This window comes from Flavobacteriales bacterium (genome assembly GCA_025210295.1).
In the GTDB taxonomy this organism is placed as follows: Bacteria; Bacteroidota; Bacteroidia; order Flavobacteriales_D; family Parvicellaceae; genus S010-51.
The window spans coordinates 59,375-84,714 of sequence record JAOASC010000047.1 but is presented as its reverse complement, the minus strand read 5'-3'; the positions used below and the strand labels follow the sequence as shown (position 1 = coordinate 84,714).

The 25,340-nt window shown below is 33.8% G+C and carries 21 protein-coding genes; 11 read left to right on the top strand and 10 right to left on the bottom strand.

The window, feature by feature from the left end; genetic code table 11:
- Position 1 precedes the first annotated feature (1 nt).
- Positions 2 to 619 (top strand): hypothetical protein, encoded by a 618-nt coding sequence (locus N4A35_15770; GenBank protein MCT4582870.1) that lies wholly within the window; start codon positions 2 to 4, stop codon positions 617 to 619.
- A gap of 44 nt (positions 620 to 663) precedes the next feature.
- Here N4A35_15770 and N4A35_15765 read toward each other — a convergent pair whose 3' ends face one another.
- Positions 664 to 2,313 (bottom strand): acyl-CoA carboxylase subunit beta, encoded by a 1,650-nt coding sequence (locus N4A35_15765; GenBank protein ID MCT4582869.1) that lies wholly within the window; start codon positions 2,311 to 2,313, stop codon positions 664 to 666.
- A gap of 136 nt (positions 2,314 to 2,449) precedes the next feature.
- On the opposite strand from N4A35_15765, the gene N4A35_15760 reads away from it, so the two are divergent.
- Together N4A35_15760 and N4A35_15755 are read left to right on the top strand one after the other, a co-directional pair.
- Positions 2,450 to 4,504 (top strand): M43 family zinc metalloprotease, encoded by a 2,055-nt coding sequence (locus tag N4A35_15760; GenBank protein MCT4582868.1) that lies wholly within the window; start codon positions 2,450 to 2,452, stop codon positions 4,502 to 4,504.
- 10 nt (positions 4,505 to 4,514) lie between these two features.
- Positions 4,515 to 5,069, top strand: a complete 555-nt coding sequence (locus N4A35_15755; GenBank protein ID MCT4582867.1) for a hypothetical protein — start codon at positions 4,515 to 4,517, stop codon at positions 5,067 to 5,069.
- 12 nt (positions 5,070 to 5,081) lie between these two features.
- On the opposite strand, the gene N4A35_15750 is transcribed toward N4A35_15755, so the two are convergent.
- The 6 genes from N4A35_15750 to N4A35_15725 form a co-directional block, all read right to left on the bottom strand.
- Positions 5,082 to 5,837 (bottom strand): hypothetical protein, encoded by a 756-nt coding sequence (locus N4A35_15750; protein ID MCT4582866.1) that lies wholly within the window; start codon positions 5,835 to 5,837, stop codon positions 5,082 to 5,084.
- Between the two features lie 78 nt (positions 5,838 to 5,915).
- Positions 5,916 to 6,707 carry an AraC family transcriptional regulator gene (locus tag N4A35_15745; GenBank protein ID MCT4582865.1) on the bottom strand — a complete coding sequence of 264 codons (792 nt, stop codon included), beginning with the start codon at positions 6,705 to 6,707 and terminating at the stop codon, positions 5,916 to 5,918.
- Positions 6,708 to 6,903: 196 nt separating this feature from the next.
- Entirely contained in the window at positions 6,904 to 8,037 is a 1,134-nt protein-coding gene (locus N4A35_15740; protein ID MCT4582864.1) for an FAD-binding oxidoreductase, read from the bottom strand.
- Positions 8,038 to 8,045: 8 nt separating this feature from the next.
- Positions 8,046 to 9,722, bottom strand: coding sequence for an SPOR domain-containing protein (locus N4A35_15735; GenBank protein ID MCT4582863.1), 1,677 nt, complete (start codon positions 9,720 to 9,722; stop codon positions 8,046 to 8,048).
- Between the two features lie 58 nt (positions 9,723 to 9,780).
- Positions 9,781 to 10,602: a peptidylprolyl isomerase gene (locus tag N4A35_15730; protein ID MCT4582862.1), complete on the bottom strand. Its 822-nt coding sequence runs from the start codon at positions 10,600 to 10,602 to the stop codon at positions 9,781 to 9,783.
- A gap of 4 nt (positions 10,603 to 10,606) precedes the next feature.
- Positions 10,607 to 11,428: a DnaJ domain-containing protein gene (locus N4A35_15725; protein MCT4582861.1), complete on the bottom strand. Its 822-nt coding sequence runs from the start codon at positions 11,426 to 11,428 to the stop codon at positions 10,607 to 10,609.
- A 127-nt stretch (positions 11,429 to 11,555) separates the two neighbouring features.
- Here N4A35_15725 and N4A35_15720 point away from each other — a divergent pair, with 127 nt between their 5' ends.
- From N4A35_15720 to N4A35_15710, 3 genes are read left to right on the top strand one after another with little or no spacing between them, the layout of a single operon-like run.
- Entirely contained in the window at positions 11,556 to 12,479 is a 924-nt protein-coding gene (locus N4A35_15720) for a lysophospholipase (protein ID MCT4582860.1), read from the top strand.
- 3 nt (positions 12,480 to 12,482) lie between these two features.
- Positions 12,483 to 13,148, top strand: coding sequence for a YggS family pyridoxal phosphate-dependent enzyme (locus tag N4A35_15715; protein MCT4582859.1), 666 nt, complete (start codon positions 12,483 to 12,485; stop codon positions 13,146 to 13,148).
- Positions 13,145 to 14,719: a L,D-transpeptidase family protein gene (locus tag N4A35_15710; GenBank protein ID MCT4582858.1), complete on the top strand. Its 1,575-nt coding sequence runs from the start codon at positions 13,145 to 13,147 to the stop codon at positions 14,717 to 14,719. The genes N4A35_15715 and N4A35_15710 overlap by 4 nt, the downstream gene beginning before the upstream one ends.
- On the opposite strand, the gene pfkA is transcribed toward N4A35_15710, so the two are convergent.
- Positions 14,716 to 15,699: a 6-phosphofructokinase gene (gene pfkA / locus N4A35_15705; protein MCT4582857.1), complete on the bottom strand. Its 984-nt coding sequence runs from the start codon at positions 15,697 to 15,699 to the stop codon at positions 14,716 to 14,718. The two genes, N4A35_15710 and pfkA, sit on opposite strands and share 4 nt — an antisense overlap.
- A gap of 136 nt (positions 15,700 to 15,835) precedes the next feature.
- Between pfkA and N4A35_15700 the strand changes: the two genes are divergently transcribed.
- From N4A35_15700 to N4A35_15680, 5 genes are read left to right on the top strand one after another with little or no spacing between them, the layout of a single operon-like run.
- Complete coding sequence (locus N4A35_15700) at positions 15,836 to 16,783, top strand: hypothetical protein (protein MCT4582856.1); 948 nt, start codon at positions 15,836 to 15,838, stop codon at positions 16,781 to 16,783.
- A 22-nt stretch (positions 16,784 to 16,805) separates the two neighbouring features.
- Complete coding sequence (locus tag N4A35_15695) at positions 16,806 to 17,261, top strand: hypothetical protein (protein MCT4582855.1); 456 nt, start codon at positions 16,806 to 16,808, stop codon at positions 17,259 to 17,261.
- A gap of 31 nt (positions 17,262 to 17,292) precedes the next feature.
- Positions 17,293 to 20,499, top strand: a complete 3,207-nt coding sequence (locus tag N4A35_15690) for an ATP-binding cassette domain-containing protein (protein ID MCT4582854.1) — start codon at positions 17,293 to 17,295, stop codon at positions 20,497 to 20,499.
- 31 nt (positions 20,500 to 20,530) lie between these two features.
- Complete coding sequence (gene ftsY / locus N4A35_15685; GenBank protein MCT4582853.1) at positions 20,531 to 21,502, top strand: signal recognition particle-docking protein FtsY; 972 nt, start codon at positions 20,531 to 20,533, stop codon at positions 21,500 to 21,502.
- Between the two features lie 3 nt (positions 21,503 to 21,505).
- Entirely contained in the window at positions 21,506 to 22,183 is a 678-nt protein-coding gene (locus N4A35_15680) for a hypothetical protein (protein MCT4582852.1), read from the top strand.
- A gap of 1 nt (position 22,184) precedes the next feature.
- Here N4A35_15680 and N4A35_15675 read toward each other — a convergent pair whose 3' ends face one another.
- Both N4A35_15675 and N4A35_15670 read right to left on the bottom strand, forming a co-directional pair.
- Positions 22,185 to 25,004 (bottom strand): gliding motility-associated C-terminal domain-containing protein, encoded by a 2,820-nt coding sequence (locus N4A35_15675; protein ID MCT4582851.1) that lies wholly within the window; start codon positions 25,002 to 25,004, stop codon positions 22,185 to 22,187.
- Complete coding sequence (locus tag N4A35_15670) at positions 24,994 to 25,332, bottom strand: hypothetical protein (protein MCT4582850.1); 339 nt, start codon at positions 25,330 to 25,332, stop codon at positions 24,994 to 24,996. The genes N4A35_15675 and N4A35_15670 overlap by 11 nt, the downstream gene beginning before the upstream one ends.
- Positions 25,333 to 25,340 lie beyond the last annotated feature (8 nt).

The window sequence follows — 25,340 nt, the reverse complement described above, 5'->3', positions numbered from 1 at the left end:
TATGAAAAGAAAGGTTATACCATTGCTTTTGGCTATGGGGATGTTAAGCTGCAACCAGCAGCGGCAAACCCCAGCAGAATTAGAACGTGAAACTCCAGAGGCAATTGAAGACCAATCTGATTTTGGTTTTTCATCTAGCTATAAGAGAGATTATGAAAATATTGTAGAGCGATTGTATAATGAAGCTGTAGAAAAAAATGTTGAGGTAGGTGCTATTCAGGAATCAATTGATGAAGTTCACCAATATTATGTAGACAGTTTGGCTGATTATAATAAGTATATTCGAATTAATGAGGAATATTGGAATACGGCAAATCGTTATATTGCTGAAATTTCGGATACTACTTTGAGGAATTCAATAAAGGAGCTATTTCAAGAAGCGGAAGTAACGTATTGTTCTTCCAAAGAAGATTTATTGTATTTGAATGATCAAATAGCTTTGGAAAAGGAGCGTCTTGAAAATCAGGTTCAATTATTAAAGTTAGTAGTTACTCTACCAATGATTCAAAACTATCAGGTCAATGAAAAGCCAGATACTTTACAGCTTAAAACGATATTAGACAGGTTGAAAGCAATTGAAAATAGAGTAGAAGTTTATACCCAAACAAAAAGCGAATAAATCATTTTATTCGCTTTTTTATACTTTTAACTTCTTTTATTGAATCAAGTTTGAATAACCCCAACATTGTATGGCTTTTCAATAGGAGCGTTGTTGGCTGCTTCTATTCCCATTGACACCCATTTACGTGTATCAAGTGGGTCGATAATATCATCTAACCAAATTCTAGAAGCTGCATATAGAGGCGTTGTTTGTTCGTCGTATTTAGCTTTCACTTTATTGAACAACTCAGCCTCTTCCTTTTCAGATAATTCTTCACCTTTGGCTTTTTTACTAGCTACTTCTATCTGTAGTAAAACTTTAGCAGCTTGTGCTCCACCCATTACAGCGACTTGAGCTGTTGGCCATCCAACAATCAAACGAGGATCATAAGCTTTTCCACACATTGCATAGTTTCCTGCTCCATAAGAATTTCCTAAAATAACCGTAAATTTAGGAACAACAGAGTTAGACATTGCATTAACAAGTTTAGCTCCATCTTTAATAATTCCACCATGTTCAGAACGAGAACCCACCATAAATCCACTTACATCTTGTAAAAAGACTAGAGGAATTTTCTTTTGGTTACAGTTCATAATAAAACGAGCAGCTTTATCAGCACTATCGCTATAGATAACACCTCCAAATTGAACTTCTCCTTTTTTACTTTTAATGACTTCACGGTTGTTAGCAACAATTCCTACAGCCCAACCATCAATTCTGGCATAACCACAAATAATTGTTTGTCCATAGCCTTCTTTATATTCTGTAAATTCAGAATTATCAACCAAACGTTCAATGATAGAGAGCGTTTTATAAGGTGTGTTACGATCTTCTGGAAAAATACCGTAGATCTCTTGCTCATCTAATTTTGGTTTTACAGCCTTTTTACGGTCAAAACCAGCCTTTTCTGTAGAACCAACTTTGTCCATAATGTCTCTAATGGTTTTTAAGCAAGTAGCATCATCAGGACTCTTATAATCACAAACACCACTAATTTCTGTATGTGTTGTCGCTCCTCCTAAAGTTTCATTATCGATATTTTCACCGATTGCGGCTTTTACAAGGTAAGAACCAGCTAAGAAAATACTTCCTGTTTTATCAACAATAAGAGATTCATCACTCATAATAGGTAAATAAGCTCCACCAGCAACGCAGCTTCCCATTACAGCAGCTATTTGAGTAATACCAAGACTACTCATTACGGCATTATTTCTAAAGATTCTTCCAAAATTTTCTTTGTCAGGAAAAATTTCATCTTGCATCGGCAAAAATACGCCAGCACTATCAACTAGGTAGATGATAGGAAGCTTGTTTTCAATGGCAATTTCTTGAGCTCTTAAATTCTTCTTTCCTGTAATCGGAAACCAAGCACCAGCTTTTACTGTAGCATCGTTGGCTACAACGATACATTGTTTTCCAGAAACATACCCCATAACAACAACAACACCTGCAGATGGGCATCCCCCATATTCTTTATACATCCCATAACCTGCAAAACCTCCAATTTCAATACGCTCTGCATCGTCATCTAATAAAGCATCGATACGTTCACGAGCAGTCATCTTTCCTTTAGCGTGGTGTTTCTCAATTTTCTTTTCCCCTCCTCCTAAAGCTATTTTAGACATTTTTCGTCTCAAAGATGAAACTTTTAGCTTCATCTCATCTTCATTTTTATTGAATTTTAAGTTTTGTTTTTTAGTAGATTCAGACATGATATGTGTGTGTTTTGGTTCGCGAATATAAGGTTTACAAAGCGATTTAAAAAATGAAACTGAGAGAATAATTAATACTATTGAGTAAGTTTAAAATAAGGTTTATCTTTGTTTTCTTAATTTTAAGTTAAAAAATATGAAAAGTCTGGTATTATTGCTGTTGACGATGTTCTTATTGGTAGAAAATTTAGCTCAAAACCATCAATGTGGAACAGATGAAATGCATCAAGAATTGTATCATCAATATCCAGGAATACATCAAAAAATAATCAACACACATCAAGAACTAGAACAGTTTACCCAGCAATTTATCCAACAAGCACAAAGTCATCAGCACAACAAAAGTGGAATTTTATACACAATACCTGTTGTTTTTCATATTATACATAATTATGGAGATGAGTATGTTTCAAATGCTCAGGTGTTAGATGGTTTAAGAGTATTAAATGAAGGGTTTCAAATGAGAAATCCAGATACTGCGTTATTGATTTCTCCCTTTAAGGAAATTGCTGTTGATTGTCAAATTGCTTTTAAGTTGGCACAATTAGATCCTGATGGGAATTGTACGAATGGAATAACTCGAAATGTAGATTCTAGCACTTATTCGGGATTTCATAACGTTAAAGACATTGTGCATTGGGATCCTGCCAAGTATTTGAACATATATATCACCGCTGAAGCTGCTAGTTTAGCAGGTCATGCTTTAGTCCCGTCTGCAGCTGATACAATTCCAGAATGGGATGGGATAGTTTTACAACATTCCTATTTGGGGGATATTGGTACAGGAAATACTCTACGTTCTAGGGTGATTGTTCATGAAGTAGGACATTATTTAAACTTACAACATGTTTGGGGAGGAAATAATGTTCCTAATTATCCTTATTTACCTGTTGGTGACGCTGGAAATTGCGCTTTTGATGATGGAGTAACTGATACTCCAAATACCATAGGGAATTCTGGACAAAACCTTAATACTTCTACCTGTGGATCGTTAGATAATATGCAGAACTTTATGGAGTACACTTATTTGAATAGTATGTTTACAGAAGGACAAAAATTAAGAATGCATGCAGCATTGAACTCTACTGTAGCTCATAGAAATAACCTTTGGTCTCCCAGTAATTTAATCGCCACTGGAATAGATGGTAATACGACTATTTGTAGTGTTGATATAGATGCTAATCAACGTCAGTTTTGTGCAGGAGAAACAGTCTCTTTTACAGCTGTAGCTCCAGATAATATTAGCGCTTATACATGGTCTTTTGAAGGAGGAATTCCCAATACCTCTAATGATTCTGTTGTGGAGGTCAATTACACCACCCCTGGTAGATATGAAGTTAAGTTGGTCGTGGACAATGGAACCCATAGCGATAGTATCGTTAAAACGAATTTTATTGAGGTTTTTGCTTCGCCAGGGGAACGAAATGCATTGGTAGAAGGATTTGAATGGGAAAATGAAATTGAGGGGTCACATTGGTTTACAGATCCTGTTGATGATTCTTGGGAGATAAGCACATCTGTTGGGAAAAATAGTAATAGAAGTGTAATGCTCTCCAATATAGATGACGTTTCTGGTCGTAAGTCCAACTTCTATTCCAAACCAATTGACCTAACACATGCCAATGATTTGGTTTTAAGCTTTGATTATGCTTTTGCTAAAACTGATGCTACTAATACGGATAAAATGAGGGTTTATATTAGTAAGAATTGTGGTGTAAATTGGGTGGCTCGAAAAACAATCTCCTCAGCTAATATAGCAACAGTACCAGCTGTAGTGCCTACGGAATTTATACCTACAGAAAACGACTGGGAAAATGTAATCATCAACAATATTACATCGACCTATTATACTGGGGAATTTATGGTAAAGTTTGAGTTTACAGCTGGGGGAGGAAATGATGTTTATATAGATAATATCAACCTTTATGATCCAGCTCAAGTAGGACTTGAAGAGCAAATAAACTTTTCGATGAATATTTATCCTAACCCAACTCATGGGCAGATACAGATCGATTTTAATCGTATTCAACATCATCCCAAAGTTGAAATTTATGAAGTATCGGGTAAAAAGGTTTTTAACCAAAGTTTTCAAGGAGATTACAGCCATTTAACTATAGCTATAGCTTCTTTAGCTAAAGGGATGTATTTTCTTCAAATAAATGGGGTAAAAGAGCTGTTGGTAGTAGAGTAATATGGAGTTGATGCAAACTAAAGGGCTACCTAAACATAGTGTTGGTTCAATGAAAAATGGGATTTGGTTGGTTTTTGATATTGATAAACAAACGATGATTAAATATTGGGCTTCATCCTTTTCTGGAAAAGAAAAAATATTTATCAATAATGCACTAATCCTTGAACAGAGAAGTTGGACAATACAAAAAGAAACAGTATTCCATTCAGCAGAGGGAGATGAATATAAGTTAACTCATAAGCTACTTAACATGAAAGTTCCTGAATATCGATTATACAGGAATAACGTTTTAGTAGGACATTATAAAGTTGTGATTAATGTTTTTAAGTTACGCCCAATATCTTTAAAGTCTGTACTTTTATGGTTTTTAGGATTATTTGTTTCAGCATTAATCATATTAATGGTAGCGAATTTCATGATAATTAAATATAACGTTCATCCTTATACTGATGAGGTTTTAGCTGTATTATGTGGGATTTTATTCCTATTATTGTTTTTTAGGTCTAGAAGAATCAAAACAAGTACGCATCTAATTATAGATTTACTTAAAGAAGCGAATACATAGTAATCAAGGAATTTATAATTTCCCGTATCGCTTTTGAGCTTCATCATTAGTAATAATTTTTGCCCGATAAATGTTTGCGCGTTGATCGGGCTGTTCAATAGCAACACGGATTCCTGGTTCGGCTTTTTTATTACCCAACCCTTCTACATTGATGTTTAAGAGATATGCATCATTTTTTAAGGCTTTAAACCAATGAAGATTGTTTTTTATTGGAGAAACCATCGACCAATTACCTGGGGTTTGATATACTTCGCTGTCTTTTTCTACCAATAAATAATCTTGATGAGATGATAAACGATTGTAATGAGATACCTGAAGCTCTCCAGATAAGACTAAGGAAATACTAGACATGTTGTTATGAACATGAGGAGGGATGGCGTACCCTTTTTGTATACCTATAATTTGTGTTTTAAGTCGGTAGTTTTCGTTCTCGAAGTTAATTGGACTATCCATTAATACTCTTCCTCTTCCCAGCCCTTTAAAATCTATTTCTTTTTTTAGTTGGTTAAAGTCAATGTAATCAATGAAGTTCATTATTTCATTTTTGTTTAAATAATTTAGATACTCAAGGTTGGTTTTTTCTCTCCATTCATAGTCGTTTATTTGCTGATTAAGGTATTGTTTAGAAAGAGAACGAATGTTCATGAAAAAGCGATGAAAATCTTTGCTTTTTGGGCGAATCAAGAAGTCTTTTGAATGGATGTATTGATAAGAAGAAGCAAAAGCTGTTAGTAGTAATGATTGTTTGATAAATAGTTTTCTGTCCATGATCAATAAGATAATGGGACAAAATTAAAACCCTAAAACTAAATTGGATTGTAGAAAATTTCCAAAGTATTGTATGTTTTAGCCTTTAAAACAATTTCTTTTATTGACATAAAGTGTTCTAAATTGAATTGGAGTAACTCCCACTTTCTTTTTAAAAAAGTGATTCAAATGAGAGGTGTCAGAGAAGCCATTTGAATAAGCAATTTCTTTAATTGCTAATGTAGTCGTTGAAAGTTGTTTTTTTATTTCTAGCACTTTTTTTTCATTGAGCACTTGGAAGAATGTTTTACCAAAATATTGTTTGGTAAGTAAATTTAGTTGTTTCTGAGATATTCCAACTTCTTTTTCAATGGTATGCATTTTTAAAGCAGTATTGGCGTATTGATCAATGAGTTTTAGCAGTTTAAAAAAATCTTTATTGGAAGTTATTTCTGAAAAACTAACATTATAAGAAACTATTCTTAAAAAGGTGGTTAGTAAAAGTTCTGTATAGGCTTTAAGCGCTTCCCTTTTATTTAAATTATGCTCTGAAAATTCTTGAAGAAGTTGTTTTAAAAGCGTGCGTAATACTTGCTGATCTGATTTTTTAATATTGATAACTTGTGGTTGATTAAAAAAGAACTGATGTAAAGTATAGATACAGCTGTTACTGTTATTAATGAAGTCTCCTGTAAAATATAGCGTGTATCCCTCTACATGTTTTTGGTATTGATAAGCATGTACTTGACCAGGGTACATGAACATTATTTGATTACTGTGTAAAGTAAATTGATCGAAATCAATTTGCTGAGTACTTTCGCCTTCAAAAAGAAAAAGCATAAAGTAGAAATCATGTTTATGAGGAGCATTATAGCTTTTAGGATAGCTCAATAGTTCCGAAATTGGTTTAATTTCAAATTCTAATGTAACATTCTCATGTTTCTGTGTCTGATATATTTTTCTAAGTTGAGTAATGGTGTCAAGGTTAGATATGAAGATTCAAAGATATTTCAAATAGTGCTAGGCTTCAAATAATAGAGGAAGAATTAAGAACAATAATCAACAGATGATAGCCTGCTGAAGATTTTTATAATTCAATTAAATCAGCTAAGTCTTCGCCAATTAAAGCGCCAATTGCAACGCCCATACCACCCATTCTAACCCCACAAAATACAGAATTAGATAATTGTTGGATAATTGGTCGTTTATTAGAATTTCCTACCCCCATAATCCCAGACCAGCGATGTGCTATAGTAAAGTCTTGCTGAGGCAAAATTAGTTCTTTTAAAAGGTATTCTAGTCGGTCCTGAATGACAGCTGTAGTTTTTAGTTCGGTTGTAGTTTCTTCTTTAAAAGCTAAGTTTCTTCCGCCTCCTAACAATATTCGATTGTCTATGTTTCTGAAATAATAATAACCTTTTTCTAAGTGAAAAGTTCCTTTAATCTTAAGGTTCTTAATAGGGGTAGTAATTAATACCTGAGCACGGGCAGGGGATACCTCCAAATCAGGAAGTAAGTGTTGAGCAAATCCGTTGGTAGCGATCAACAGTTTTTGAGAGGTGAATGTATAGCCGTTTTCAAGTTGTATGGTACAATTATTCCCATTTTCTTCATAGCCAGTTACGCCAACGCCATTGAGGATCTTGATGTCTTTAGCTCTAGCTATTTGAATTAAATGCGTAAACATTTTTCCTGTATCTATTTGCCCCTCAAATTGATTCTTAATTAACTGTTGAACTCCATCAAATCCAAATTGTTGAATAGCTTCTGGACTGGGGATATATGTATCAGTTCCGAAAATAGGGTAGAGTAGTTGGTTTAAATAACTCAAATGATCCAAACATTTTTCTAATAGTTGGTGCTCTTTTTCAGTGAAAATTTCATAGCTACCATTCATTTGATAGTCTATTGCTGCGCTTCCACAGGTTAACAGTAGTCGATCAAGTCCTTTCTTTCGTAATTCTACTAATTGAAAGACATCTTCTTCTGTACTATGTTGTAAATCATCTAAAATTTCAGAAGGACTACCAAAACAAGCAAAACCAGCATTTTTACTGCTTGCACCAGCAGGGAGATACCCCTTTTCAAGGATAAGAATCTTTGCTTTTGGAAAACGAACTCTTAATCTTAGGGCTGTATTAATTCCAACTATTCCACTTCCAACTACTGTATAATCTACAGCATCAAAGAACTGTTTTATTTCCCAGTAGCTGTGTTGCATTGGTACGATTAAATCTTTTTAATCCAGCCACTATATCCTTTCGATTTGATATCAGATAAAGCAGATTTAGCATCGCTTCTCGATTCAAAGTTATCGATACTAACGGCATGTAAGCCTCCATATTTTCCCAATACTTTAGCATTGCTATAACCCTCTGCATTTAATTTTTTAACTAATTTGTTGGCATTGTTTTCCTCTGAAAAAGAGCCAACTACAATATTGTATTTTCCTTTAGCTACAGGTTTTACCTCTTCAATAACTTCAGGCTCTTCTTCAATTGTTTCTTCCTCTTCTTCAACAGTAACTTCTTCTTCAACAGTTTCTTCAGGAGTTTCTTCTACAACAGCATCTTCATGAGCTTCGCTTGTTTCTTCAGCATCAGTCTCAGTTTCTGCTGCTGCATTATGTTCATCTTCGTGTTGAGTAGTTTCTTGGTGCTCATCATCATGTGCATTTGCTTCAGAGTGTTCTTGTTCTGAATTAGCAGTAGCATGTTGTTCCTCGCTATGATCATCACCATGTTCAGGATGTGCAGAATCTTTGTGTTCAGCAAGCTCTGTCTTATTGATCAAAGCAAGTAGTTCGTTTTTCTTTAAATACCCAATAATTGAAGAGCCTATTAACAGTAAGAGAATGGCAACCCAAAGGATTAAACGGTTTCTTTTTCGTTTTTTAACTTCCTTTTCAATCACAATAGCTCCTGCTTTTAACGCTTCTTTAACGTCGTCATCTTTTGCATCGTTTTTGGTTGTTGGAGCAGGGGCAGCTGCTGTAGTTGTAGGCTCAGCTTTAGGAGTTTTCTTCTCTTTAGACTCAGTTTCAGTTACAGGTGCAGCAACTGGTGTTTTTGACGTTTCTTTTGGTGCCTTGGTTGCCGTTACAGGGGGGACAGGTTTAGTTTCTTTGGACGCTTCTTTCGGTGTTGAGGTCGTTGTTGTTGGGGGAACTGTTTTAGGTTTTTCCGATTCAACAGGCGGAACTTCTGCTTTCTTTTCAGTCTTTGGAGTAATAGGAGCAGTTACTTTGGGAGCTGTTAAAGCTTTCTTCTTTTCAGTAGCGACTGTTAAAACTTGTTCTCTTTTTTCACCTTTAACAAAAGCTGTAATTTCTTGCGCTGTAGTTAACGTATTAATTTTTTCAATGGCTTTATCTACAACTAAGTTGGTTGAAGTGTAGGCTTTAGGTAATTCTTCAGAAGTTAACTTTGGTTCAGTCTTTTTAGTTGTAGTTTTAGAAAGTTCAACTTTTGGAGTTTCTTTTTTTACAGGAGGAGTATCCTTGATTTCTTTTTTAGGTGCAACTGAAGTGGTTGACGGAGCTGGTTTGTTGGGAGCTTTCTTTTCTGTTGCTTTAGTCGATTCAGTTTTAGCCGATGTTTCAGCGGCCGTTCCTTTTTTGATAATTACTTTATCTGCTTTTTTAGAAAAAATCCCAATTGCCCCAATATTAAAGTCTTTATCTGCGTGTAAAGCTTCTTTTATAGAGCGAATATAATCAGAAACAATTGCTGTAGCTTCTTCAGTTGAAACCCCTTTAGCAGTTTCTACAGCTGCAATTAACTTCCCGTCATTATATTTTAAGAACTCATTAAATTGATAGCTTTCCCCTAATTTTATTATCGCTCCAAAATGTGGTAGAATAACAGTACTGGCGTTAGAAAGAATTTGATGTAAAATTTGTTCCATGGTATATAATGATTTTAGAGAGGCAATAATATTAATTTTAGTCTAAAAAATAAAGGTTTTACTCTATTATTTCAATAGTTAGAAAAATGTCTTTTTTAGGTCGGTCATAATGGTCTACTAATACTTTTGAAATTTTATCAAGTGTATTAAACCCACTGTAGACTTCTCCAAAAACGGTATATTGATTGTCTAAATGAGGGTTCCCCCCATACTTTCTATAAATAGCTCTGTTTTTAGCTGGAATAGTCATTTTGTATCGTTTCTCTAGCTTTTCCATATATGCATTTGATAGAGGCCCTTTTTGAATGATATAAAAGTTATATGCACTTGAATTTTTATGGCGCAACTCTTCAGCTCTATCAGACTGGTCTTGAACGGCCATGGCAATAGCTCCTCTTTTGTGAATGTGATGAGGCCTGATTTCTTCGGGAACATGATACAAGCCAATATTTCGCATTCTTTCACCAATGTTATCAGAATCAGAGTTTCCCCCTTGAATCATAAAGTTCTCAATTACTCTGTAAAAAAGCGTAGAATCAAAGTAGCCTTTTTTGATCAACATGATAAAATTAGCACGATGAAGTGGAGTGTCTTCATAGAGTCTCAATTTAATCGAACCATATTTGGTTTTAATTTTAATTTTCGTTTCAGGGTTTTCTTGTCCAAATTTAGTAAGTCTTTCGGTCACGTTTTCTTCCGTTATCAACGTTTTTTGAAAAGCAATTTGTCGAGCCACTTCAATCGAATCGCGTATAGCAGCGCTATCAACAACTCTTGAAATTAATTTTTTAGGAAGTGTTTTTGTGGGAGTTTCTGTGTTTGAATTACTTGAACAAGCCCAAAGGAATATGAGAAAAAATGCGTAAATAAATAGTTTCATAGTCTTAAAAAGATAAGCAAATAAGCCACCCTATAAAAGGAAAACCTAAGCTAACATGTACAAAAATAATATAAAAACTGTTGGGCCCTTTTGAAATAAAATTAAATATTGGAAGGAGGAATAAGGAAAGCAATACAAAAATAATACTGTAAAAAGAAGAGTAGTTCACCATTGGTGGTGTTTTACGATGTCCAAATACTCTTAAACTAGCAAATTGATTGAATATTGGAGTCTGAAAAAGCTCAACCAAATAGTTTGCTCGAATAACATCAAAATTAGGATCATCTAAAGAGGTGCTGATTTTTATAAAATCATTGTTATTTAGCTTTAAATTAATCATTTGACCATGATAAGCCTCTTCAAATCTTTTGGCAATACCAAACTCTTGATTGGGGTTCAAAATATAAAAATCAAGGACCAACAAAATAGCAAAAGTAATACTTATAATAGCGATAGTGTTAGAGAGTTTTAAAATAAAAGATGTTTTTAATTCTTGAAGACTAATCTTTAAAATATTAGCTTCTTTTCTCTCTTTATATTCTTTAGCTTTTTGTACTTTTTTTAGATAGTTTTCAAGCTCTTCTTTTGTGAAGTTTTTATTGTATTTTCTATAGAATTCGGCAGCATCTTCTTTAATTTTTTCTGGTTCGATTTCTTCAGATAAATTAATATAGGCTTGATTAACAAGTATAAACATTTCTTCTGCCCTAGGAGTATTGTTTCTGTCTGGATGATATTGAAAAGCTTTTTTTCGGTATGCTTTTTTTATTTCAGCTCTGGTGGCGTGTTCAGGTAACTCTAATATTTTTAAATAGATATTTCTCAAAACAGATCGATATTGAAGTAGAATACTAAGTTACAAAATATGGTACACTTTTTTATAAAAGTTAACAATTTCACAAGATTGAAGTTTTGTAGTTTAAAAAACATTACATTCGTGTAAAAATTTCTTTATGGACTTTGTAAATCAAAATTTTCAGGCAAAGGATGGGGTCAATCTTGTGACTTATTTTTGGGAATGTGAACAGCCCAAAGGGGTGGTGCATATTGTTCATGGAATGAGTGAGCATGCAGCACGTTACAACGATTTCGCATTGTTTCTAAATGAACATGGTTATTTAGTGTATGCAAGCGATCTAAGAGGACATGGGAAAACAGCAGGAAGTTTAGACAAAGTAGGTAATTTTGCTATGCAAGATGGTTGGAATAAAGTGGTAGGAGATGTGATCGATTTAAGTAAAGAATTAGATTTAAAATACCCTAATTTACCCCTGTATATTTTAGGGCATAGTATGGGGTCTTTTATTTCCCGTAATATAGCAATTTTATGTCCTCCAGAAATTGATGGGTATATTTTTTCAGCAACAGCAGGACACCCTGGATTGAAAGGTTGGTTTGGTAAACATGTTTCCAATTTAAACCTAAAGTTGATGGGGAAAAAAAATAACACTCCCTTTATGGATTTTTTAATGTTTTGGGATTATAACTTAAAATACGAAAACAAGAGAACAAAGAAAGACTGGCTTTCTAAAGATGAGGCTATAGTTGATGCATATATGGCAGATCCATTTTGTATGCAAGTTTTTACCTCTCAATTTTTCAATGATTTATTAAAAGGTGTATTCTATATTAACGAAACCTATCATATTCGTAAAATGGAGAAAGAAAAGCCAATACTACTGTTTGCTGGAGATATGGACCCTGTTGGAGATTATGGAAAAGGACCACAAGAAGTTTACAATAAGTTTAAAAAATCTGGTATAAAAGATGTTACCTTAAAAATGTATGCGTCAGGTCGCCATGAAATGCTCAATGAAACCAACAGAGCTGAAGTATACGAAATGGTCTTAAATTGGTTAAATGAAAAAACGAAGTAAACAATAATGATTGAAAAAAATCTATCCTTGGTATTAAATCAAATACCGAATCATGTTCAATTGGTAGCGGTTTCAAAGACAAAGCCATCGTCGATGATTGTAGAAGCTTATCATGCGGGACAACGCCATTTTGGTGAAAATAAAGCTTTAGAATTAAGAGACAAAGCTCAAGAATTAAATGGAGATATTCAGTGGCATTTTATAGGTCACTTGCAACGTAATAAAGTCAAATATATCGTTCCCCATACTACCTTAATTCATAGTATTGATAGCTTACGTTTATTAAAAGAAGTCAATAAAGAAGCGGCTAAACACCAAAAAGTTGTAGCCTGTTTGTTGCAATTTCACATTGCTAAAGAAAGTACTAAGTTTGGATTTTCTTTAGAGGAAGTTGAGCAATTGATTGCTGAAAAAACATTAGCAGAATTACCGTATGTTAACATTGTTGGAGTAATGGGAATGGCAACATTTACTACTGACCAAGAACAGGTAAGAGAAGAGTTCAAAATGTTGCATTCCATTTTTACGACATTAAAAGCAAAACACTTCTCAGATAAAATCGATTTTAAAGAGATTTCGATGGGAATGAGCGGAGATTATTTGATTGCTATTGAAGAAGGTGCGACTATTGTAAGAGTTGGAAGTTCAATCTTTGGAAGCAGGGGATGAAGCAATTTTGGCAAATATTGATATGGTCTCTGGTGATTATAGGGTGTACTCATGCTGAACCACAGGATAGCGTTGGAGTCGAAGCAAACAACGAAAAAAAAGTTACAGCTAAGAAATTTCCGTCCCAAAAAATGGATGAATTACAAACGTTGATTAAACAGGGAGCTGTTGATTCATCATTTCTGGAATTTTATCAAAATCGAAAAAACTATGTTTGGTTTAATTCAGAATTGGAGTTAACTAGTGAAGCTAATGCGCTGATTTTGTTATTAGAAAACGCTGGAGCTTATGGTATTGATTCTGCAAAGTATAAACTGGGGACTATAAAAAAGAAGATTGCAAAAAATACTGTTGAGGAAGCTGAGTTGTTGTTGACCCAAAACTACACGCAATTTGGAAAGCAAATTAGCTTTGGTCAAATCGAAGATGTTAAGGATTATTATAAGTTTGAGAGAAGAAAGGTTGACACCAATTGGTTGATGGTGTTGTCTGCGGGAATACAAAAGGAAGATGTAATTGGAGAGTTACTTTCCTTACAACCTCAAAATGATGAGTATATCAGGTTGCAAAAGGGATTGGAAAACTATTTAAAACGCGTTCAACTGAGTGATACAGTAATCAAAATAAAGAGCTACAGAGAAGATTCGTTAAAAACATATCATTTAGCAAGAAAGGCTTTGGTTTTACATGGGATTTTAAAAAAAGATTCAGTATCAGATTCTTTATTGATTGATGGAATCAAGCGGTTTCAATATGAACATGGTTTAGAACCAGATGGGGTAATTGGTAGAGGTACAGCTAAAACGCTGTCTAAGAGTACCAACCACTTTTACCAGCAAGCAAGAGTAGCACTAGAAAAATGGAGATGGATTAAACCGTTCGAAGAGCGTCATATTTTTGTAAACATAGCGACTTATAAAATGAAATGTTATGTAAATAATAAAATTGAGCATGAAAAAAGAGTCGTGGTTGGAACAAATACAACAAGGACACCTGAATTAGATAGCAAACTCGATTACATGATTGCATATCCATACTGGCATGTCCCAAGAAGTATTATTGAGGGAGAGTTGGTAGCTAAAGCGAAAAAAGATTCGACCTATTTATCTCGTAATGGGTATGAATTGTTTAAAGGAGGAAGTGCTGTGAACTCTAAAACGATAGATTGGTCTCAAGGGAGTAATTATAAGTTTAGACAAAAGGGAGGTAGAAGCAATGCATTGGGGGTCGTAAAATTTATCTTCCCCAATAAACATTCAGTTTATTTTCATGATACCCCTTCTAAACGTTTTTTTCAAAAGGGTAGGAGAGCATACAGCCATGGCTGTGTAAGGGTACATGAGCCTTTACAACTAGCTGCCTATTTGCTCGAGAAAGATTCGGTCAATAAATATTCAATTGATTCTGTAAAAACTTTCATTAAAAACAGGAAAAGGAAAGTGGTAACGTTCAATAAAAAGATGCCAGTTCATATCCGATATTGTACTGTGGAAGCAGATACTAATCATCAAATTCGTTTTTATCCAGATGTTTACTTTAGAGAAAGCGAATTAATGGACTTCGCTTTCTAGATTGCTAAAATATCTGCTAGTTGTAATAAATGTTTGTTAATTTTTTGATGGTGTTTTATGGCCTGACTAAATGGCGTAAGAACCAATTCTTTATTGATGACTCCAACCATTACATCTTGTTGTCCTTTTAGTAGGAAATCGACTGCTCCTGCACCCAATTGACTAGCTAAAACTCTATCAGATGCAGTAGGACTCCCACCACGTTGAATATGACCAAGAACTGTAACACGGATATCATATTCTGAATGTTTTTCTTTAACAGCTTCAGCTACTTTGTAAGCACCTCCAAAGTCATCTCCTTCAGCCACTAATATTATGCTGCTAGGTTTGTTCTTAGATCTGTCTTTAGCGAGCTTTTGCAGGAGGTGTTCAATGTATGTTGTCGTCTCAGGAATTAGAATCGCTTCTGCCCCTGTAGCAATACCACTTCTAAGCGCAATAAAACCAGCGTCTTTACCCATTACTTCTACTACAAAAAGACGACCATGACTACTGGCTGTATCCCTTAGTTTATCAACAGCTTCAACAACCGTGTTTAAGGCGGTGTCATACCCAATGGTATAATCTGTTCCAAACAAATCATTGTCTATGGTTCCTGGAATTCCAATAATGGGGATGTTGAACTCTTTTAAAAAGATAGAAGCACCAGTAAATGTACCATCTCCACCTATTGCTATTAAAGCATCAACATTGTTTTTTTTCAAATTCTCATAAGCTTGTTTCCTGCCTTCTATTGTCCTAAATTGTTCACTTCTAGCAGTTTTTAAAATAGTGCCTCCTCTTTGGATAATATTACTAACTTTTTTTGAATTTAATTCAATAAAATCATTTTCAATAAGTCCATTATAGCCTCTTTTAAAGCCTAAAGCAGTCATGTTATTGTGAAGAGCACTTCTTGTGATGGCTCTAATACAAGCGTTCATTCCAGGAGCATCCCCTCCAGAAGTGATAATCCCTATTGTTTTTATTTTATTCTTCATAATAGACTTAATATTTTCCCAAATTTACGATAATACCAAAATAACTTAAAAATTCGAGCTTATTTTTTTGGTTGTTTATTACTTATTTATTTTCTTTGGGAGATTAGATAAGTTAAATTTAGAAATCAAGTATAAAATGAAGAATAAATACAGAAATATTACCGCTGCTTTGCTTATGGCTTCAGTATCATTTTCTTTATCGAGTTGTGGAGGTGGTGCTGATGATGCAAACTCTGCTGAGGATGTAGAAAAAGCAATTGAAGATATTACTAAAAAGGTTGTTGAAGAGCCTCAAAAACCAGAGGACAATCTTACTTTAAGAATAGGTGGGAAGTTTTTTACAATACCTTCACCTGTACAAACAGCGTTTTTAATCAAGGAAGAGGGTTCTGCATTTAATTCTGAATTATTAAATAAAGCTGAAAATGGAGATACCTATACGACTTCATTTAAAAAAGCTTTGAATATGGGGATATATGGTGCAGATATGGGATATATTACCTTATACGAGAATACAGATTTAAGTTTGAAATATCTAAAAGCAGTACGTAAAATTGCTGGAGAACTAGATTTAGCTGGAGCATTCAATGATAAATTAGCTGAACGTTTTAGTTCCAATATGGAGAATCAAGATTCTATGTTGGTTTTTGTGAATGAAGCGTATAAAAATGCAGATGATTATTTAAAGAATAATGACAAGTCAAATATTGCAGCTTTAGTTGTTGTAGGAGGTTGGGTAGAAGCTGTTTATTTCGCTTCTCAATCTGCAGTTGAAACGAAAAACCAGAAATTGATTAATCGTGTTGCTGAACAAAAGCAAGCATTGACGAACTTAATTGCAATGTTGAAGTCTTTAGAAGGTTATACTGAAGTTGAAGAATATGAAGATTTAACAATAGAGCTTGAGGATTTATTAACACATTTTGAGGGGATTAACTTCAAATATGAGTATGTAGAACCTGTAACAGACCCTGTTAAGAAAGTGACAAATATTAATAGTAAGAATACTATTGAAATTTCAGATGAAACTTTGACAAAAATTGTTGAGGGAGTGAAAGAGATTAGAAACTCAATGATTGGATAAACTTTTTAAAGAACTAAGATAGATGAAAAATATAATAAAATATACCGTATTAATTGTAGCTTTATTTACGCTAAGTAATTCTTATGCTCAAATAACATGTGATTCTATTACAGCTATTACAAGTGGATATTTACATACTGATAAAGATAAAGCGATGAACCGTGTGTTTATCTCTGATGGACAAGTGTATAGAGCTTTTTTAAACGATGATGAAGCTGCTGAATTTGAAGCTACTTTTTATGGTGGGTCTACATACAGAATTGCAACATCTGCAGGGATTGATGATGATTATATCATCTTTGAAGTATATGATAAAGAAAGAAACTTATTGTTTTCAAATGAAGATTACGAGTATGCTCCATACTGGGATTTTGCTGTCGAAAACTCATTAGATTGTACAGTAGAAGTTAAATTAGATGTTGATAAAAAAGTATCTGGTTGTGCTTCAGTTATGATTGGGTTTGCTAAACAAAAATAAAAATAATTAGTAAAACCTGATAACTAAGTAGATGAGCGAAAGAATACTGAAAGCCCTTATGCAACTCTTTGCAATTATTGCAAAGGTTGATATTGATGAGGAAACTGGAGAAATACAGTTAGAATCTAAGGGTAGACAGATTGTGAGAACGTTCTTGAGTCAAGAATTGAATCAAGAATTGGTGGAGGAATACTTAGAAGTATTTGATGAATACGTAATTGGACATCACTCAAGTAAACGTAAAAGAAAAACAAATACTAGAAGAAAACGTACTTCTGTAAACTCCGTAAAAGTACTTCGTATATGTACTTCTATTAACGAAGAGTTAGCGCAACGTCAAAAGATTATTGTATTTATTCGTATTCTAGAATTTACGAATGCTAATGATGTAATTGCCGAACAAGAGTTAGAGTTTGTTACCACAGTAGCAGAAACATTTAACATCATTAGAGCTGAGTTTGATCAATGTCTTGAGTTCGTTAAAGCAGAAGAAAACGATTTTATCGATAATGAGAATTATCTAGTTGTAGATAATAACTTAGGGAATAGATTTGAACATTCAAAGCACCTGTACTCGGAAACCATGTTAGGGTTTGCTAGAGTTTTGAGGGTGCAGTCAATTGGAACTTATTTTGTTAAGTATTATGGGACCCATCAGTTGTCTATTAATGGACAGTTGTTGACTCAAGATCGTGTACATATCTTAACGCAAGGTTCATCTCTAAGAAGTTCTAAAGTGCAGCCTGTTTATTATAGTGACATTATCAGTCGTTATTTAAGCGATGCAGCAGCTCAAAAAATAGTCTTTAAGGCAGAGAAAATGCAATACCACTTTAAAGGTGGAAAAGTAGGGTTGCATAATATTGATTTTACAGAGGAGTCTGGAAAATTGATTGGAATCATGGGGGGATCAGGTGCAGGTAAATCCACCTTGTTAAATGTCTTAAATGGTGGGTATACTCCTACAATAGGTAAGGTTACTATAAATGGCATTGATTTGCACCATGAAAAGGAAAAGTTAGAAGGAGTTATTGGTTTCGTACCTCAGGATGATTTATTGATTGAGGAATTAACAGTATTCCAAAACTTATTCTATAATGCTAAACTTTGTTTTGGGAATCTGGAAGATGGAGATATTGTTAAACTTGTTGTCAAAACATTAAAAGCAATAGGTCTTTATGAAGCCAAAGATTTAAAAGTTGGTAATCCACTAGAGAAAACAATTTCAGGAGGTCAAAGAAAACGTCTAAATATTGCATTAGAGTTGATTCGTGAGCCTGCTGTAATGTTTGTAGATGAACCAACTTCTGGATTATCCTCTAGAGATTCAGAAAATATTATGGACCTTTTAAAAGAATTAGCATTAAAAGGGAAATTGATATTCGTTGTAATTCATCAACCGTCATCTGATATCTTTAAGATGTTTGATAAGTTGATGATCTTAGATCAAGGTGGTTATCCAATCTATAATGGAAACCCAATAGATGCAGTTATTTATTTTAAAACATTAGCACATCACGCCAACGCAGAAGAGAGTGAATGTCATACTTGTGGTAATGTCAATCCAGAGCAAATTTTCAATATTATTGAGTCAAAAGTAGTTGATGAATATGGGAATTTGACTGAAAATAGAAAGGTTTCTCCTAAAGAATGGAATGAACATTATGAGGAGTACCAAAAAACGCATAAAAACACCATCAAGGACGAAACGGAATTGCCTGAAAGTGGGTTTAAAATTCCTAATAAATTACAACAAGTTAGCGTATTCTTTGTGAGAGATGTCCTCTCTAAATTGACGAATCGTCAATACATGATTATTACCATGTTTCAAGCTCCTGCACTAGGACTAGTGTTAGCCTTCTTTATGAAGTATCTAACGATAGCACCAAATGGAGAGTCTGTATATGTGTTTTATGAAAGTAGTAATGTTCCGCAGTATATCTTTATCTCTGTAATTGTATCTTTATTTATTGGGTTAACAACAAGTGCAGAGGAGATTATTGGAAATTTGAAAATATTAAAGCGAGAGAAGTTTCTAAATTTGAGTAAGGGGAGTTATCTGTTTTCAAAGATTTCTATTATGTTGATTATTTCAGCTATTCAATCGCTCTTCTATGTTGTAGTGGGGAACTGGGTATTGGAAATAGAAGGATTAAATATTTATTACTGGACTATTCTATTTTCAGTTTCAACTTTTGCTAATATCTTAGGATTAAATATTTCAGCTAGTTTTAATTCTGTTAAAGTAATCTATATCCTTATTCCTATCCTGATTATACCACAGTTATTATTTAGTGGTATTTTAGTTTCGTTTGATAAGTTAAATCCTGTTTTTGCAGAGAAAAGCCACGTTCCATGGATTGGAAATGTTATGGCTTCAAGATGGGCTTATGAAGGATTAGCAATAACTCAGTTTAAAGAAAACAAATACGAGCGTAACTTCTATAGTTTCGATAAGGAAATGTCTTTTGCTAATTGGAAAAAAGATCAATGGATTAGTAATTTACAAGGGAAAATAGATGATGCTAAACGATTCATTGAAAGCACCCATAATTTAGAGTACAAAAGGCCAGAGGTTACAAGAAAGCTCCATATTGTTAAGAATGAAGTTGAAAAAGAGTTGAGACATGTCAATGCCATCCAATTAGAAGGAGTTGACAAGATTAATATCAACGACTTTGATGTTGAAACATACGATAACCTAGTAGAATATTTTACAACTTTAAAAGAACGATATAAAGATATTTATAATTATTTTGAAGCAAAGAAAGATAGTGTACAACAAATATATACTCGTCCAAATGCCGAATTTAAGGCAATTTTAGAAGCTAAAAAGAAAGAGGGCTTAATCACTGGAAAAGAGTATAAAAAATTGAGAAAGTTCTTTGGTAAATTAAAGGATGAAAGTTTTCAAACTTTTAGAAATAAATATAAAAATAAAGCATTAGAAGACTTTGTAACTAATGCAAATACATTAACATTTACAGACGAAAATAACGATAATGTCATTCAAAAAACAGATCCTGTTTATTTAGACCCGTACGATTATGATTATTTCAAAGCACATTTTTATGCGCCAAGAAAAAGAATCTTCGGTGTTTATTTAGATTCTTTTTTAGCCAATGTAATCGTAATATGGTTGATGGTATTAGGCTTAATAGCAACACTATATTTTGATGTGCTAAAAAGAATATTGGATGGATTAGGGAAAATACAGTTTTACCCTAAGAAAAAGTAGTTGATTCGTCTTTCAATAAAAACAATTAAACATGGGGTGGAAACAATTTTTTTCAAAAGAAAAGAAGAAAGACTTAGATGAGGGATTGGAAAAAACTCAGAAAAGTTTTTTCTCAAAAATAGCTACTTCAATAGCTGGGAAAAATACCGTTGATGAGGAAGTATTAGATAATTTAGAAGAAGTTTTAGTGTCCTCAGATGTAAGTGTAACCACTACCTTAAAAATTATTGATAGGATAGAAGATAGGGTTAAACAAGACGGTTATGTAACAACGAAGCAACTGTATAAAGTGCTTAGAGAAGAAATAGCTGCTCTAATGGAGGAAAATAATACTGTAGATGCAGTAGATTTTTCAATCCCAAAAACCGAAAATGGTGATCCTTATGTAATCATGGTAGTAGGGGTAAATGGTGTAGGAAAAACGACTACAATAGGTAAATTATCACATCAATTAAAAGAGAAAGGCTATAAGGTTGTTTTAGGAGCTTCTGATACTTTTAGAGCTGCTGCTGTAGATCAATTAAAAATATGGGCTGAGCGTGTAGATGTACCTATAGTACAACAAGGAATGGGAGCTGATCCAGCATCTGTTGCTTTTGATACATTACAAAGTGCCAAGGCACAGGGAGCCGATGTTGTTATTATTGATACTGCTGGAAGATTACATAATAAAATCAACTTAATGAATGAGTTGACGAAAATTAAAAATGTAATGAAAAAGGTAATTCCAGATGCACCACATGATGTAATGTTGGTTTTGGATGGCTCAACTGGTCAAAACGCAATAGAACAGGCAACCCAGTTTACCAAAGCTACAGAAGTAACTTCTATGGCTTTAACAAAATTAGATGGAACTGCTAAAGGTGGAGTTGTAATAGGGATTTCAGATCAGTTTAAAATACCTGTAAAATACATAGGTGTAGGAGAAGGAATACATCATTTACAGGTTTTTAATAAGCATGAATTTGTAGATTCATTATTCAAAAATACAGAATTAGAATAAATTTTGGATTCATTCAACTTGCTTAAAAAATATATTGTAACAGTAATAGCAATAGTTAGTTTGACTAGTGTCTTTGCTCAAACATCCGATACATTAACTCAAAAGAAAAAAGTAAAATTTATCTTTGGGTTGGATGCTAATCGCTCATTTGTATTAAAAAATAACACTAAATTTTGGGGGCTTAGGATAGGTGTTCAGTTAAAAGATAAACATAAATTAGGGTTAGGCTTGTATGGAATGCAAAAACCTGTGATCTTAGAACAAGAATTGAACAAAAATAAATATCCTCATTCAAACGATTCGCTTTTCTTTAACTTTAGGTATAATAGTTTATTTTACGAATACATTTGGTACAAAACTAAACGTTGGGAAATGTCCACACCTATACATTTAGGAGGAGGAGAAGTTAATTTATCCTACAGAGATACTTTAATGAATGTTAATAAGCCCTTGTTTATGGGGAATACATCTATTTTTGTAGCTTCTGGGGCGGCTCAGTATAAAATAACCAGATGGCTTGCTTTAGGTGTAGGAATTGGGTATCGATTTGTTTTCTCAAGAGATGAGCATTTAATGAAAGGACTAAATGCTCCAATATATGTATATAGAGCTAAGCTATTAGTCGGAGAACTCTATAGAATGTGGTTTAAAAAGAACTATTATGACCCTGATTGGGATTAACTTATTTAATAAGTGAGACGTAACCTATATATTGATGTTCTTCATTTTTAATGTTGTCAGTAACTTCAATTTTCCAGATATAAGTATCATTCTTTACATATTCACTATTAATTGTTCCATCCCAACCATTATTTTTATCAGAACTTTCAAAGATAAGATTTCCCCAACGATTAAAGATTTTTAAATGATAGCTGTTTTCTTTTTCGCCAGAAATATGTGGAATGAAAACATCATTAAGTCCATCTCCGTCAGGGGTAAATGAGTTCGGTACATACATCAATAAATCTTCGAGTACAATGATTGTTTTACACAGTGTATCAGAACATCCATTCGTATTGGTACTAATAAGGCAAACATTGTAAGTACCACCTTGTTCAGAAGGGAATTGATGAGATAAGGCTTCTGTTAAATAAGTTGTCGTATCTGAAGCTTCTATTATCTGCCATTCATGTGTAGTAGCACCAGTAGTGTAGTTTAAGAATTCGACATTAGGAGCAAAAGTTGTAGGCTGTACGGGGGTGTACCCAAAATCAATAAGTGGTGGCTGGTCTATACAAATATAGCTTGGTAAAACCAGACTATCTACACATCCCTCAGGAGATGTAATTTGAAGTGCAATATCCCAACATCCAGGAATCCCAAATAAATGAGCGGTATTGGTGGCATCTGTAGACGTTCCTCCATCCCCAAAATTCCAATTGTATTGATAACCATTAGGAACATCATTTGCTGTAAAATTAACTGGTAAAGGAGGGCATCCTCCTGTATTGTCAGCTGCAAAAGTATATACAGGTGGTTGAAGTACTGTTACAGTAATATTATCACTTTGTACAGGAGTTTCACATCCATCAGCTATCATTACATTATAGGTTGTGGTTGATGCTGGAGATACAGTGTGAGAGGAATTATTGCCTAGTCCATTATCCCAAGTGTAAATATAAGGTGTTCCAAGCCCTCCAGAAGCATTCGCATTGATTACTGCTTGATCTCCAAGACAAATGGTCGTATCGTTAGCTACTGTTAGATTTAAATCAGGATGAATATTGACTGTGACACATTGTGCGCCCGATGAACAGCCAGCATTATCAAGTATTGTTAGACAATGTGTTTCAGGTGCAGTAGGAGCAACAACAATACTATTAGTTGTAGTTCCATTATCCCAACTGTAAGTTAACGGAGCGGTTCCTCCATTAACAATTGGAATTAGAGTAGCAGAGCCTCCATTACAAATTGTTGTATCAAGTAATTGTACAGAAATACCACCAAAAGGCCCTCCATTAAAAGGGAAAGAACAGCCATTATTATCTGTAATGTCAAAAGTATAATTATCTCCAGGGTTAATACCAGTAACAGTTATATTGTCATTGTGAGTAGGTGTAGTTGAAGAAAGGCTAATATTGGCTGGCTGTATGTTAGATATTGAAAAATTAGAACCATCAAATGCAGGGTATCCTCCATTGATTTGTACTAGTGAAGAGTTGCTATTACATGTTTCCGTGTAAGAAGTGGTAATAGGTTGTAAATAAGTAATTTCAATAGCAGTTCCAATGTCAAAACAAGCAACATCATAGGTTTGTGTAGTACCGTTATATAAGGTGATTGGCGCTAAATAGATAGTGTTATTGGTTAAGGTAACACCATTGGCAGCCAAAGTATTCAATAAAGGTGAAGTTCCTCCATTATTGGTTTCGATAAAGTTAGCTAGAGTTCCTGTGAAAAAACCAGAAAAACAAGGGTCATTAATAGGAGCAGTGTTAGGAGTCGGTGGGCAAAAATAGATAGCAAAACCTAGGTTAGGATCATAAGTTGCTCCATTGATAATTCCAGCATTTAATGGGTTGGTAAAATCATTATTCGATTGAATAGTTATTTGATCACCGTCGCATAAAACATAATTATTAGTACTACTACCATTAATAGAAATATTAAAGGTTCCTACATCAGCATTACACATACAACCTGCTGGAGCATTATAGTTCTGTGTTAGAGTGCAGGTAAGGTCATCAGTAAAATAAGCGTTAATCGAGCAGTTCGCTCCAGTAGAATTTAAATTGGTAAAATTATAATTTTGAGAAGTACCAAAGGGAGCATTATAGGTTAATTGATTTCCTGAGCAATCTTCTACAATTAGTTGTCCACTAGCAGGTGGATCCGTAAAAGAGATTGTGCCATTTACTGAATATTGATTAGTATTAGGATCACAAGATGAAACATTGGTAGTAATCGCACTAATATTACAGGGGTCAACAATACTACAATCTGTAGAACCATTTCCTCCAGTTTGTTGAGCTGTAATATCTGTAGCATTTCCAGAGTAATTGGTAATCATTAAAATATAATAATCGCCAACCTGAGCATTAGGAATATTAACAACTTCAACTGCTTGTGGATCATAACTACAATCAACAGTATTACCACATGGATAATTGGAAACAGGGGAAAATAAACCACCTCCATCACCACAAGGATCTTGGAAAAGTCCTGGATTTCCATCATCATAGGTTAATTGAGCAACACATGGGGCAGTAGGAGAACTGAAAGGCCCCCAGCAGGTAAAGTCAATATCTTCATTCTGAGAGTTGGTCAAAGTAATATCTATATTTCCTGCTGTTCCTATTTGTAAATAATACCAAGCTGGATTAGGTTGAGTACTTAAACAACTATAATCAGGTCCATTTTGAGCGGTAGTATTAGTTGAAGCCGGAAAAGTATAGGATTGGTCTGAGCAAAACGGTTCAGCTCCTAAACAGTTACCTCCTTGAGTGTAATAATAATTGACAAAAAGAACAAGAAAGAGGAATAGTATAAACTTATTTTTCATCTTGCTTTAACTTTAACAGCTCTTTTTCAGCTTTTTCAATTTCTTTTCCTATTCTATCATACCAATTTAGGCTAATGGCTTTTGCATTTAAAGTGGAGTCGCTCTCTAAATAAGCTTTTTTACCTTTTAAAGCACTAATGAATTCAGTATAGTATTCTTCATTCTTTACTAAATATGTTTTGGTAACACTATTTTCCTTTACTGTGTTTTTAGTGCTATTTTCAATATTGTTAGAATTGATTGCTGTAGGTCTAACCAGTTGATAGTCTTGAGCTAAAAATAGCAGACTAAATAAAATAAAATTTAATGTTAGGGTGAATTTAAACATTTGTTAAT

Excerpts from the sequence above, each read along its gene's own strand:
- N4A35_15770 (MCT4582870.1), top strand. The coding sequence starts at position 2 with ATGAAAAGAAAGGTTATACCATTGCTTTTGGCTATGGGGATGTTAAGC.
- N4A35_15765 (MCT4582869.1), bottom strand. The coding sequence starts at position 2,313 with ATGTCTGAATCTACTAAAAAACAAAACTTAAAATTCAATAAAAATGAA.
- N4A35_15760 (MCT4582868.1), top strand. The coding sequence starts at position 2,450 with ATGAAAAGTCTGGTATTATTGCTGTTGACGATGTTCTTATTGGTAGAA.
- N4A35_15755 (MCT4582867.1), top strand. The coding sequence starts at position 4,515 with ATGCAAACTAAAGGGCTACCTAAACATAGTGTTGGTTCAATGAAAAAT.
- N4A35_15750 (MCT4582866.1), bottom strand. The coding sequence starts at position 5,837 with ATGGACAGAAAACTATTTATCAAACAATCATTACTACTAACAGCTTTT.
- N4A35_15740 (MCT4582864.1), bottom strand. The coding sequence starts at position 8,037 with ATGCAACACAGCTACTGGGAAATAAAACAGTTCTTTGATGCTGTAGAT.
- N4A35_15735 (MCT4582863.1), bottom strand. The coding sequence starts at position 9,722 with ATGGAACAAATTTTACATCAAATTCTTTCTAACGCCAGTACTGTTATT.
- N4A35_15730 (MCT4582862.1), bottom strand. The coding sequence starts at position 10,602 with ATGAAACTATTTATTTACGCATTTTTTCTCATATTCCTTTGGGCTTGT.
- N4A35_15720 (MCT4582860.1), top strand. The coding sequence starts at position 11,556 with ATGGACTTTGTAAATCAAAATTTTCAGGCAAAGGATGGGGTCAATCTT.
- N4A35_15710 (MCT4582858.1), top strand. The coding sequence starts at position 13,145 with ATGAAGCAATTTTGGCAAATATTGATATGGTCTCTGGTGATTATAGGG.
- pfkA (MCT4582857.1), bottom strand. The coding sequence starts at position 15,699 with ATGAAGAATAAAATAAAAACAATAGGGATTATCACTTCTGGAGGGGAT.
- N4A35_15700 (MCT4582856.1), top strand. The coding sequence starts at position 15,836 with ATGAAGAATAAATACAGAAATATTACCGCTGCTTTGCTTATGGCTTCA.
- N4A35_15695 (MCT4582855.1), top strand. The coding sequence starts at position 16,806 with ATGAAAAATATAATAAAATATACCGTATTAATTGTAGCTTTATTTACG.
- N4A35_15690 (MCT4582854.1), top strand. The coding sequence starts at position 17,293 with ATGAGCGAAAGAATACTGAAAGCCCTTATGCAACTCTTTGCAATTATT.
- ftsY (MCT4582853.1), top strand. The coding sequence starts at position 20,531 with ATGGGGTGGAAACAATTTTTTTCAAAAGAAAAGAAGAAAGACTTAGAT.
- N4A35_15675 (MCT4582851.1), bottom strand. The coding sequence starts at position 25,004 with ATGAAAAATAAGTTTATACTATTCCTCTTTCTTGTTCTTTTTGTCAAT.
- N4A35_15670 (MCT4582850.1), bottom strand. The coding sequence starts at position 25,332 with ATGTTTAAATTCACCCTAACATTAAATTTTATTTTATTTAGTCTGCTA.